Source organism: Pseudomonas oryzihabitans (genome assembly GCF_014522265.1).
In the GTDB taxonomy this organism is placed as follows: Bacteria; Pseudomonadota; Gammaproteobacteria; order Pseudomonadales; family Pseudomonadaceae; genus Chryseomonas; species Chryseomonas aestiva.
In genome coordinates this window covers 4441585-4453396 of the sequence record NZ_CP017024.1, presented here as the reverse complement: position 1 = coordinate 4453396, position 11812 = coordinate 4441585, and the positions used below count along the sequence as shown (strand labels likewise).

8 protein-coding genes and 1 pseudogene are annotated in these 11812 nt (G+C 66.7%); 4 read left to right on the top strand and 5 right to left on the bottom strand.

Annotated elements, in window-relative coordinates; all coding sequences use genetic code 11:
• Positions 1-311 precede the first annotated feature (311 nt).
• A complete protein-coding gene (locus BGI51_RS20615; RefSeq protein WP_187979557.1) occupies positions 312-1244 on the bottom strand; it encodes a LysR family transcriptional regulator in 933 nt (310 codons plus the stop codon).
• Between the two features lie 103 nt (positions 1245-1347).
• Between BGI51_RS20615 and BGI51_RS20610 the strand changes: the two genes are divergently transcribed.
• The gene (locus BGI51_RS20610) at positions 1348-2874 is read left to right on the top strand and encodes an NADH-quinone oxidoreductase subunit L (RefSeq protein WP_187979556.1); all 1527 of its coding nucleotides are present in this window, start codon (positions 1348-1350) and stop codon (positions 2872-2874) included.
• Entirely contained in the window at positions 2871-5318 is a 2448-nt protein-coding gene (locus BGI51_RS20605; RefSeq protein ID WP_187979555.1) for a YbcC family protein, read from the top strand. The genes BGI51_RS20610 and BGI51_RS20605 overlap by 4 nt, the downstream gene beginning before the upstream one ends.
• 95 nt (positions 5319-5413) lie before the next feature.
• Here BGI51_RS20605 and BGI51_RS20600 read toward each other — a convergent pair whose 3' ends face one another.
• The 4 genes from BGI51_RS20600 to BGI51_RS20585 form a co-directional block, all read right to left on the bottom strand.
• Positions 5414-5830, bottom strand: a complete 417-nt coding sequence (locus BGI51_RS20600; RefSeq protein WP_187979554.1) for an NUDIX hydrolase — start codon at positions 5828-5830, stop codon at positions 5414-5416.
• Between the two features lie 106 nt (positions 5831-5936).
• The gene (locus BGI51_RS20595; protein WP_187979553.1) at positions 5937-6680 is read right to left on the bottom strand and encodes a BPL-N domain-containing protein; all 744 of its coding nucleotides are present in this window, start codon (positions 6678-6680) and stop codon (positions 5937-5939) included.
• 75 nt (positions 6681-6755) lie between these two features.
• The gene (locus BGI51_RS20590) at positions 6756-6971 is read right to left on the bottom strand and encodes a hypothetical protein (protein ID WP_133860929.1); all 216 of its coding nucleotides are present in this window, start codon (positions 6969-6971) and stop codon (positions 6756-6758) included.
• 107 nt (positions 6972-7078) lie between these two features.
• Positions 7079-8518, bottom strand: a complete 1440-nt coding sequence (locus tag BGI51_RS20585; protein WP_252977144.1) for an efflux transporter outer membrane subunit — start codon at positions 8516-8518, stop codon at positions 7079-7081.
• Positions 8519-9025: 507 nt separating this feature from the next.
• On the opposite strand from BGI51_RS20585, the gene BGI51_RS20580 reads away from it, so the two are divergent.
• Both BGI51_RS20580 and BGI51_RS20575 read left to right on the top strand, forming a co-directional pair.
• Complete coding sequence (locus BGI51_RS20580; RefSeq protein WP_187979551.1) at positions 9026-10333, top strand: ATP-binding protein; 1308 nt, start codon at positions 9026-9028, stop codon at positions 10331-10333.
• Between the two features lie 84 nt (positions 10334-10417).
• Positions 10418-11806, top strand: a pseudogene (locus BGI51_RS20575) (ABC transporter ATP-binding protein); the annotation flags it as partial.
• Positions 11807-11812 lie beyond the last annotated feature (6 nt).

The following is an 11812-nucleotide window of genomic DNA, read 5'->3' as shown; positions in this document are numbered from 1 at the left end:
AGCTGCTCGCCGTGATCTCCCTTGCCGCCGAGCTACATGAAGGCGGTGGTACCGAGCTCGCGAACTAACAGCAATTGTTAGTGTTCGTTCGAGGGAGACAGCGGTGATGCGGATGACGAATGTCACGTTGGTACTCATTGATCGGATAGCGGATTTGGGGCGCAACGTCGCCGGTGTCTGGAAGGTTGGGCATTACGTTGGCCGCCAGTGTACCTCTCGGTGCAAGGTTTGTTAGAGCCGGCTCAACATCTGCCACGCGTTGGCCAAACGGTGTTAGAAATGGCTCTAGAGCGCAAGACATTGAGTAGGCTTTATACCGCTGAATCCCGTGGCCTCGCTGCAACGGCAGCGCCAGGGTGCTCAGCCTGAGCGGCCGCCCGCCCCAGCAACTCCTCCAGAATGCTCAACCTGAACTGCCGCTGCAGCGTCACCGCATAGAAGCGTTCGGCGATCTCGGGGACTTCGGCGTAGAGCTGCAGTGCGCCGCTGCGCAGTTCGTCCTGCACCACCACGGCGGGCAGCAGGGCCAGGTCGCCGGAGTCGCGGGCCAGCAGACGCAGCAGGGCCATGTCGTCGACCTCGGCGCAGATGCGCGGCGTCAGCCCCTGGCCGCTGCAATAGACGTCGAACTGGCTGCGCACGTCGCTGCTGCGCCCGGGCACGATCAGGCGGGCCTGTTGCAGGTCCCGGTGGAGATCGAAGGGGCGGCTGTCCTGGCGCGGTGGACCGATCAGGCACACCGGCTGGCGATGGAGCAGGCGGCATTGCCAGGTGCGCTGGCTGTCGGCGCTCACCGCCTGGTTGGTCAGCACCACGTCCAGCTTGTGCAGGGCCAGGCGCTCCAGCAATTCGTCCACGCTGCCGGATTCGAGGGTCAGCACCAGGTCCTCACGACCGAGGAAGGGGCGCAGCAGGTTTTCCTGGAAGTTGCGCGAGAGGGTCGCCACGGAGCCGATGCGCAGTGTCTGGTTGGCTTCCTGGGTGTTCTGCAGGGTGTCCTGCAACTCGCTGCCCAGGGCGAAGATCGTGTCGGCGTAGTCCAGCACCAACTGCCCGGCTTCGGTCAGCCGCAGACTGCGTCCGGAGCGGATGAACAGGGGATGGCCAAGCTGGTCTTCCAGCACGCGGATCTGGGTAGAGAGGGCGGACTGGGAGACATGCAGCGCCTCGGCGGCACGGGTGAGATTGCCTTCCTTGGCGACGGCCCAGAAGTAGTGCAGGTGATGGAAATTGAGTCGGCGCATGCTTCGTTCTTCAAAAGTGAACGTTAGGTTCTGATCAATCTATTTTAAATAATTCGTACACATCCGGACACTGTCGCTATCTGGTGTTCATGGAGTGTGCACGATGTCTGGCCTGCTGTTTTCCCTCGCCCCACTGTTGCCCTGGGTCTATGCCCTGGCGCTGTTGCCCGCGCTCTTCCTCGCTTCACCGAGCCAACTCTGGATACCTGCGCGGGTCGCGGGTTATCTGGGTGTCTTGCTGGTGCTGGCGGCCTGGCTACAGGCGCTCGTCGGCACCCAGGATCCTGATCGCCTCGGCCTGGCGATGGCCGGACTCATCAGCCTGCTGGCGCTGGTGATCATCGAGTATTCCCGGCGCTATCTGGAGGGGGAAGCAGGGCAGCGGCGCTACGTGCTCGCCCTGCTGGCCACCCTGGCGGCGGTGGCGACGGTGGTCACCAGCGGCAACCTGCTGTTGATTACCGGGGCCTGGATCCTGTCCAGCCTGTGCCTGCACCAGCTGCTGACCTTCTACCGCGAGCGCCCGCAGGCCGTCGTCGCGGCCCACAAGAAATTCCTCGCCAGCCGCCTCGCCGATGTCAGCCTGCTGCTGGCGACCCTGCTGCTGGTGCAGGCCGGCGGTAGCAGCCAGCTCTCGCTGATCCTCGCCGCGGTGAACGCCCAGGTGCACGCGGGGGGTGCGCTCGGTTGGGAGCTGCAGGGCGCGGCGCTGCTGCTGGCGCTGACGGTGATCCTGAAATCGGCCCAGTTGCCGGTGCATGGCTGGCTGATCCAGGTGATGGAAGCTCCCACGCCGGTCTCGGCCCTGCTGCATGCCGGGGTGGTCAACCTGGGCGGCTTCGTGCTGCTGCGCTTCGCCCCGCTGTTTTCCGCTGCGGTTCCGGCGCAGAGCCTGCTGGTGCTGGTCGGCGGCCTGACCGCGGTCCTCGCGGCCCTGGTGATGATGACCCGGATCAGCATCAAGGTCCGCCTGGCCTGGTCGACCTGCGCGCAGATGGGCCTGATGCTGCTGGAATGCGGGCTGGGGTTGTACGAACTGGCGCTGGTGCACCTGCTGGCCCACTCGCTCTACAAGGCCCATGCCTTCCTGGCCGCGGGTGAGACGGTCGCCCACGCCCGCCAGCATGCCCTGCAGCCGCAGGCCGCGGCGCTCGACTTGAACGGGCTGTTGCGCGCACTGCTGGTGGCCGCGCTGATGCTGGCGCTGCTGCAAGGGCTTTGCGCCTGGCTGCTGCCCGGTCATGCGCTGCCCCTGGTGGCCCTGACGCTGCTGGCGATCGGCCTGGCGCCCTGGATCCTGCGCCGCGACCAGCCAGCCCATGGCTTGCTCATGTTCGGCCTGCTGCTCGGCGCTTACCTGCTGTGGCATCAGGCGGCCGGCTGGATCCTCGGCCAGCACCTCGCTGCGGCGCCGCTGCCGCTGGCCCTGGTGGCGATGGTCATGCTGGTCGGGCTCTACCTGCTGCAGGGCCTGCTGCTGGCCCGGCCGCGCGGCGCCCTGGCGCAACGTCTCTACCCGCTGGCCTTTGCCGGCTTCTACCTGGATGAGCACTTCACCCGCCTGACCTTTCGCCTGTGGCCGGCGCGTGTGCCCCAGCCCCTGAGCGCAACCCTTGGAGACCGCTCATGACTGCCTTCGAAACGCTTTCCAGCCCCAAGCACCAGGCGCTGCACGAGGCGGCCCGCCAGGCCTGTGCGCGCATCGCGCCGACCTGGCCGCTGGATCGCATGATCGCCGTCAACCCGCTGTGGGAGCGGCGCGATCAGGCCTGGCAGAGCGTGGCCGCGCAGCTCTGGCAGCGCGCCGGCAGCCGCCTGACCCTGGACGCCGCCGACTATCGCCAGGCCTGGCAGGACGGTCGCATCGCCGAGCGCCATCTGCAGCAGGCGCTGGCCGAGCAGGGGGAATCCTGCAAGCCGGTAAGGCTGCTGGAGGCACTGGACGCCCCCGCGGAGGTCGGCCACGGTCTGCCGCTGCTGGAAGATCTGGCCGAGCCGGGGATCCCGCTTCCGGGCTGGCCGGCGCTGATCACCCATCAGATCGGGCAGAGCTGCGCGGCCTGGTTCGATCACGAGCAGGCGGATTGGCGTCCGGCAGAGGGTGGCGGGCTCTATCAGACCTGGCGCGCCAGCCTGCTGGCCGACCGGGGCCTGAGCGTCCTCAGTGGCTGCCGGGATCTGCACCAGCGGATCGCAGCGTTGCCCGCGCAACCCGAAGCGGCCCTGGAGGCGGCGGTCGAACACCTGGGACTGCCAGCGCCAGACTGGGCCGCCTGGTTCGACTGCCTGCTGCTGCGCAACCTGGGCTGGGCCTCCTGGTGCGCCTATCGGCGCTGGCAGGCCCGGCTGCAGGGCGAGGACGACCAGACGGTGCTGGAGCTGCTGGCCATCCGCGCGGCCTGGGAGTGGCTGGTGGATGATCGCCGGCGCGATGCCGAGAGCCGCTGGCACAGTTGGCGGGCGGCCTGGGAGGAGGGCTTGCAGCGGATGCCTTCGGCCAACTGGCAGGCCCTGCAGCTCTGGCAGCGCGCCGACGAGCTGGCCTGGCAGGAGCACCTGCAGCAGGCGCTGTGCCTGAGCATCCCGGCAGCCTTGCCCCCGGTGCCGCTGGCCAAGCTGTTCTTCTGTATCGACGTACGTTCCGAGCCCCTCAGGCGCGCCCTGGAGCAGACCTGCCCGACATTGGAAACCGGCGGTTTCGCCGGCTTCTTCGGGCTGCCCATCGCCTATACGCCGCTGGGTACCGGTGCCACGCGCCCGCAGTTGCCGGGCCTGCTCGCGCCGCAACTGCAGGTCAGCGAGGGCAGTGGCGATGCCACACGGGATCGCCAGCTGGCACAGCTGCGTCAGGGGCGCCTGGCGCGGCAGGGCCGCTGGCGGCTGTTCGAGCGGCTGCCGGCCTCGACCTTCACCCTGGTGGAAAGCGTCGGGCTGGGCTACGCCGGGGCGCTGCTGGGACGGACCTATGGCCTGGCCGGTGGCGCGCCTTCGCCCGAACTCAGCGCCTGGCGCCGTCACGAACGGCAACAGCTGCAACCACAGCTACCGGCGATGTCCCGGCTGCAGCAGGTCGACCTGGCCGAGCGCATTCTCAGGGCCATGGGGCTCAACGGGCCGGTGCCGTCCCTGTTGGTGCTGCTCGGCCACGGCAGCCAGAGCGCCAATAATCCTCAGGCAGCGGGTCTGGACTGCGGTGCCTGCTGTGGCCAGAGCGGCGAGATCAACGCGCGGCTACTGGCCGGCCTGCTCAACGAGCCCGAGGTGCGTGACGGGCTGCGGGTGCGCGGCCTCGACCTGCCGCCGCACTGCCAGGTGCTGGCCGGGCTGCACAACACCACGACGGATGAGGTCCGGGTCTTCGGGTACGAGGGGCTTCCCGCAGAGCTCCAGCCCAGCTGGCAGCGCCTGCGGCTGGCGCTGGACAGCGCCAGCGCCGAGGTGCGGCGGCAGCGGGCTGGCAAACTGGGCCTGGCACCGCTGCCGGAACAGCCGGACAGATTGCTCGGGCAGCTGCGCCGGCGCGCTCGGGACTGGGCGCAGACCCGGCCGGAATGGGGCCTCGCCGGCAATGCCGCCTTCATCGCCGCGCCGCGGGCGCGCACCCGCGCGGTGGACCTGGAGGGTCGCGTCTTCCTGCACGACTACGACTGGCGGCAAGACCAGGAGGGCAGGGTGCTGGAGCTGATCATGACGGCGCCCATGGTGGTGGCGCACTGGATCAACCTGCAGTACTTCACCTCGACCACCGACAACCTGCGCTTTGGCAGCGGCAACAAGTTGCTGCACAACGTGGTGGGCGGCCATATCGGCGTGTTCGAAGGCAACGGCGGCGACCTGCGCACCGGTCTGGCGCGCCAGTCGCTGCACGATGGCCAGCAGTGGATGCATCGTCCGCTACGGCTGCACGTGGTGATCGAGGCGCCGCGCGCGATGATCGATCAGGTGATCGCCAACCAGTCCGTAGTGCGCGATCTGGTGCGCAACGGCTGGTTGCACCTGCTGCGTCTGGATGGCCTGCCGGCGTGCCTCGAGATGCGTACGGCCGGGGGGTGGCGGCCCTTGCCCAAGGTCTGACGCTGGCCGACGCCAGGCCGCCCGACGCTTCAGGCGACCTGGCCCGGCCTGGCCTGGCAAAGCTGAAATCCGGGGCCAAGGCGCAGGGCTGCTCGCTAAGGGTGCAGCAGTCGCCGCCTCAGCAGTGGAAGAATCACGTCGCGGGTCAGGGGCGCCAGCGGCAGATCGCCGGGTTCGTCTACGGCTATCCACACCGCCTCTTCGATTTCGGCGGCAGGCACCGCCTGGACTTCCGCGCCCATGGCTACCTGATACAGCGCGCAATCGACCCTGAAACCGGGTTCATTGGCGGCCGGCGCCTGGTAGTTGCCGAGAAAGGTCGCAGCCTCTGTCGTGATGACCAGGCCAAGCTCTTCCTCCAACTCGCGGATCAGCGCCTCCAGGGGTTGCTCCCCCGGATCCACCTTGCCACCCGGTTGCATGAAGGCGGTGGTGCCCCGCTTGCGCACCAGCAGCACCTGCTGGCGGTCGTTCAGGAGGATGGCGGCGGCGATGTGCAGGGTAGGGGTCAAGGTGAGCGTCCCGATCGAGTGGGCGGATCACCGTGCCGGGAGACGGACAGAAAGGCAACTGTTGGCAATCCTGGCTCAGCCTGCCCGTGAGGGCCTGTGGTGGCTGTCAGAAGTCGAGGGCATCGAACAGGGTCCTGAACGGCTCGCCTCTGGGAAACCGGCTCATGGACAGGTGCGCCTCCTGAAACCAGGACTCATCGGCTTCGGGATGGGGGCCGCTCAAGACCACGACGCCTGCGCCAAACCGGTAGCGCGCCGCAGCGATGTCACCATTGCCATAGCTGGCGATCACGCGAAAACCGTCGCCCGATCCAGACGGTAGATAGGGGCCATCTTGGAAGAACACCTGATCTTCACGACCGCCCCACCTCAGGAGCACCACGCTGTCGTCTATGGAGGTGACCGGAAAGCCCGGGCGGCCAACCTCCGAATCCAGCTCGGCATCGAGCAGGCCGAGATTGTCGGCATCCGCGAGGTAGGCGCCCATGCAGATTCCGAGATACTGACCGCCCTGGGCGACATAGGCGCGTATGGCAGCGATCCTGTCCTTGCCCAGACTGGCCAGGGCGGCCGGTATGTCCTGACCACCCCCCGGCTGGACGTAGGCTTCGTAGCGCTGCAGGTTTGCGCTGGAAACATCCAGGCGTTCGTCCGGGCCGAGGAAATCAACCTGGTAGGCCGACCCAAGCCGTTCGATGGCATCCTTTACCGCCTCGGCACAACCCTCGTACGTGGCCGGACCTCTATAGATGGCGATCCGTATCACGTCGGCCTCGTCGAGGTCGACCAGGCCGAGCACGGTGGACAGGCAGGCCAGCAGCAAAATCATCGAGACGCTGAAGGAGCGCATGGCCAAGGCTCGTGAAATGTCCTGGGAGCGGAGACGTATTCCCGTGGATCGACGCAAGGAAAGGTCGCGTCGGTCTCAGAGATCGGTATGCAGTGAATAGCCATTGAAGCCGGCGGCAAACAACATGGCGCCCCAGAGAAAGAAGTCGGTTTGCAGGAACTCGCGCTTTATCGAAACCAGCTTGATGCCGTTGTTCAAGGAGACGGTAGGGTCTATGAGCCACCCCACGAGTACGGCCGCCACGCCCAGTATCATGGCGATGAAGCCGATGCTTTTTACGACGTGCCTCACTAGCGTCTCCTCTTGTGTGCGCGCGCTCGGTGGATGGCGCCTGTGAATCAGGATATCGATCGGTAGAACGGCCCGTGTAAAACCTCATGAAGGCCGGTAAACAAGTGTTAACGCGAGGCCATGGGCGACGGGGTCGCAGCGGGTGGAGCGGGAAGATCCGCTTCGCCGCTCCGCTCCCATTCGCCGCCCAGTGCCCGGAACAGGTCGACGTGGGCGATCATCAGCTGCAGCCGGATTTCGATCAGGGCGTTATCGGCCTGGTAGAGGCTGCGCTGGCTGTCGAGCAGATTCAGGTAGTTGTCGAGCCCCTGCCGATAGCGCTCGCTCGCCAGCTCGACACTGCGCGCGGTGATGTCATGCAGACGCTGCTGGGCCGCGAGCTGCCGTCTCAGGGGCGCCTCGGCGACGAGTTGATCGGCCACCTCGCGAAAGGCGACCTGGATGCTCTTCTCGTAGCGAGCGATATCCTGATCGCGCCGCACCTCCGCCAGGTCCAGGTTGGCGCGGTTACGACCGCCGTCGAATAGCGGTACCTGCAATTGGGGGACGAAGCTCCACACCTGATTGCCGGGGTTGAACAGGCCGTTCAGATCGGAACTCAGGTAGCCGGCGCTGGCCGTCAGGGTGATGCGCGGGAAGAAGGCAGCCCGAGCGGCGCCGATGTTGGCGTTGGCCGCCCGCAGGCGGTATTCGGCCGCGCGAATGTCCGGACGGCGTTGCAGCAGGTCAGAGGGCAAGCCCGCCGGGACGGGCAGGTCGAGACCCTGGCGCGCGAGCGGCAAGGGCGCGGGCAGGTCGCCGCGCGGCTCTCCGCCGAGCAGCAGGCGCAGGCTGTTGTCCGCCTGTGCCCGATTCCGTTCCAGGACGGCGAGATCGGCTTCGGTGGTCTCTAGCGCCGTTTGAGCCTGGGCCAGGTCCAGCGCCGAACTCACCCCGGCGGCATGGCGCTGTTCCATCAGGGCGAGGCCTCGCTGGCGACTTTCCAGAGTGCTGCGACTCACGAGCAGTCTCTCATCCAGGGCGCGCTGATTCAGATAGGCCGTCGCCACCTCGGCGATCAGTGACAGCTCCACCGCGCTGCGCGTATCGCGTTGGGCCAGGTACTCGTCCAGGGCCGCATCGCGCAGATTCCCCAGCCGGCCGAACAGATCGAGTTCGTAGGCATTCGTACCCAACCCGACGCTGTATCTGTTGGCCGTCTGGCTGCCGCTTCGCTGCTGATCGGTGCGCGAGGCGCTATCCAGGCTCCCGGTCCGTTCCCGCGTCCGGCTGGCGGTGGCACCCAGTTCGAACATGAGGTCGGCACGGCTGATGCGATAGCGGGCGCGCGCTTCCTGGATATCCAGCGCGACCAGCCGCAGATCCCGATTTCCGTCCAGGGCCTGATCGATCAAGGCGTGCAGGTGCGGATCGGCGAACAGGCTTTGGCGGTGAGGCGACAGGTCCGCGGACGCCGTCAGCACGGGATAGCGCTCCGGGACCGGCGGCTGCGGTCGTTCATGGCGGGGTGCCAGGGAGCAACCCGCGAGCAGGACACTCAGGGCCATGACGGTCACTCCTGTCATGACGAGCCTGCCTGCCGCGGGCCGTTTGCCCAGGGACAGGGATGGGCAGCGGGGCCGAGCCAAGGTGCGTGATGGCATCTGGATCCGCTTTTTTCCGGGTTGGCAGGAAGGGAAGAGTGGGTAGTGGAACATCGGACGTCCTCGTGGAGAACGCCATGGTAGAGGGCCCGCCTGGGCGGCCTTGTAAAGGTCTGTAGGTCTCTTGTGAAAGAGTGTTAAGGGCTGACCTTGAGGGCTTGGCGCTCCGTTATGCTCGCCGCCTCCTTGTCCCGGGACCTATCTGTGAAACTCTTTTTCAGCGTCGAAAACGTCATCACCCCTGCCGCGCCGGTGGCCACCGACCAGCGTCGCCGATACGCGTTCGTGACCTTGCCTGGCCCGCGCCAGGAAGGCGCGGGCCACGGCTCGTGCTGGCCGTCGTTCAGGCTGGCAAAACGGTCCGGATGTGACCCGCAGGGACGACCGCGCCGCGGCGTCGAGTCCTGCTAGATGCTCAAGATCCTGATAAGGCTCTATTGCGTGCTGCTGGTGACCTATGGCGCAGCCAGCTATCTGGTCCCGGAAGCCCTGCAGCAGATGTTCAGTGATCGCTATAGCCGCGTCAGTCTGGAGCAGATGAATGGCCCGCTGAAGCTGGTGGAGCGGACCTTCGTGGAAACGCCATTCGCCCACTGGCCGGCGCTGCTGGCTGAGCTGAACGCCGACATCGCGCCCGTCACCTTGCAACTGGGGCTGCAGAGCGATCCCCAGTTGACGAGCGCCGAGCGCCACCGTCTGGCCAAAGGCGAACGGCGCGTCCGCCTGACCGACGATGGCGATCCCAGCGTGGCCCTGATCCCCCTGCAGGGCGGGCACGTCCTCTGGGTCGGCTTCGCCGAGGTTCCGACCGACATAGCCCTGACCTATTGGGCCATGAACGCCCTGATCGGTGCGGCGCTGCTCATCTGTCTGTATGTCTGGCTGCGGCCGCACTGGCGTGATCTGGAGCGGCTCAGGCGCACGGCGGCGCGCCTGGGCAAGGGGCATCTGCAGGAGCGTACCGCGATCTCGCCGCGCTCGGACATCGGCCAGCTGGCGCGGGCCTTCGATGACATGGCCCAGGATCTCGAAACCCTGATTGTCCAGCAGCGCGACCTGCTCAATGCGGTCTCCCATGAGCTGCGCACGCCACTGTCCCGTCTGGAATTCGGCCTGGCCCTAATGCAGGCCGACCCGCTGCCCGCTGAAACACAGCGACAGCTGGAGCAGCAGATTCGCCACGTGCGCGAACTGGATGCGCTGGTGAACGAGCTGCTTTCCTACGCCCGCCTGCAGTCCAGTCAGCAGGCACCCGAGCGTCAGGCGCTCAAGCTCGGTGCCTTCTTGGACAGTGTCCTGGCGGATTTCAGCGAGGAACAGGAACGGCGTGGCGTCACTCTGAGCCTGGACATGGCCGCTGCGCCCGAGCAAGCCCTCTTGGCACCTAGACTCACGGCGCGCGCGTTGCAGAACCTGATTGGCAATGCTCTGCGCTATTGCCAGCGAGGGGTCTGGCTGACCGTTGGCCGCGACGCCGACACCCTGCTGATCACCGTCGAGGACGATGGCGAGGGTATTCCGCCGGGCGAGCGGGAGCGGGTGTTCGAGCCCTTCTATCGCCTGGATCGCAGTCGGGATCGCGCCACCGGCGGCTTTGGCCTGGGGCTGTCGATCAGCCGTCGCGCCATAGAGAAGCAGGGCGGGCAGCTGGCGCTGGCGCAAAGCGAAAGAGGCGGTGCGCGCTTCGACATCCGGCTGACCGACGCCCTCGTGTCCTGACCAGCAGCAGCTCAAGGCCTCCTTGGCACCCGATGACGCGGACCTGAGTCCGTTCCTTCCTCTGACCGACCTGAAAGCAAACAAATGTCCAGTTCCTCTTCTTCCCCACGATCGCCGGCTGAAACCGAGACCCTCGACGACTATGGTGACCTGGCCAGGCGTCATGTCACCTTCGCGCGGATTCTCGAACTACTGGCTCCGCACCGGGCCGCACTGGTGCTGGTGGTGTTGCTGATCGCGGTCGCCGGGATCAGCGGCGTGACCAGTCCCTTCCTGATCCGCAGCATCGTCGACGATGCCTTGCCGGCGAAGGACCTGACGCTGCTGGTCTATCTGGCCGCCGGTCTGGTCGGGGTGGCGCTGTTCAATGCCATCGCCAACCTGACCCAGACCTATGTCGCGATTCGGGTGGGCCAGAGCGTCATGCACGACCTGCGAACCCGCCTGTACGGCCACCTGCAAAACCTCTCGCTGGCGTTTTTCGCCGGTACCCGCGCGGGCGAAGTGCAGGCGCGCCTGTCCAGCGACATCGCCGGTCTGCAGACGCTGTTGACCCACTCCGCCACGGATCTGGCGAAGCACCTGAGCGTCGTGGCGGCGACCCTGGTGGCGATGCTGCTGCTGGACTGGCGCCTGGCGGGTGTCTCCTTCGCCGTCATTCCCTTGCTGGTCTGGATCAATGGCCGCGTCGCCCAGCTGCGGGAGCGGGTGACCTACCGGCAACAGGAGCAGGTGGCGGACCTTTCCGCCAACATCGCCGAGTCCCTGTCGGCCGGCGGCATCATCCTGTCGCGTACCCTGGGCCGCGTGCACTATCTCGTGCAGCGCTTTCAGCGTGACTCCGCGCAGCTGGCGCGCCTGGAAACCCAGGCCAGCACGGCGGGACAATGGGAATTCGCGCTCGTCTTCCTGGCGCTGGATCTGCTGCCGGCGCTGACCTTCCTGGGCGGCGGTCTGTTCATCGGCCTGGGGCTGCAGGTGTCCATTGGCACCCTGGTGGCCTTTATCGCCTTGCAGGAGCAATTGCTCTGGCCGCTGCTGGAGATCTTTGAGACGCGGATCGAATTCGCCAAGGGACGCGCCTTGCTGGCGCGGGTGTTCAGCTATCTGGATACGCCGGCGACGGTCGTCGAGGCGAGCTCACCGACGACTCTTGCGCGGCAGGATTTCCAGCAGGGCATCCGTTTCGAGAACGTCAGCTTCGCCTATGGCGACCGCGCCGTACTCAAGGATCTGACGTTCGAGATACCGGCCGGAAAGCACACGGCGCTGGTCGGCCCCACCGGCTCTGGCAAGACCACCATCTCCTATCTCCTCGCGCGCCTGTACGACGCCGATCAGGGGTGTATCCGCTACGACGGCATCGATAGCCGCGAGCTGAGCTTCGCGACGCTGGCCAGCCTGGTCGGCATCGTGACCCAGGATACATTCCTGCTCAACGCCAGCATCGAGGCCAACCTGCGCTTCGCCAGGCCCGAC

Coding starts and splice junctions, on each gene's coding strand:
- BGI51_RS20595 (WP_187979553.1), bottom strand. CDS start 6,680: ATGCGCTCCTTCAGCGTCTCGATGATTTTGCTGCTGGCCTGCCTGTCC.
- BGI51_RS20580 (WP_187979551.1), top strand. CDS start 9,026: ATGCTCAAGATCCTGATAAGGCTCTATTGCGTGCTGCTGGTGACCTAT.
- BGI51_RS20585 (WP_252977144.1), bottom strand. CDS start 8,518: ATGGCCCTGAGTGTCCTGCTCGCGGGTTGCTCCCTGGCACCCCGCCAT.
- BGI51_RS20610 (WP_187979556.1), top strand. CDS start 1,348: ATGTCTGGCCTGCTGTTTTCCCTCGCCCCACTGTTGCCCTGGGTCTAT.
- BGI51_RS20605 (WP_187979555.1), top strand. CDS start 2,871: ATGACTGCCTTCGAAACGCTTTCCAGCCCCAAGCACCAGGCGCTGCAC.
- BGI51_RS20615 (WP_187979557.1), bottom strand. CDS start 1,244: ATGCGCCGACTCAATTTCCATCACCTGCACTACTTCTGGGCCGTCGCC.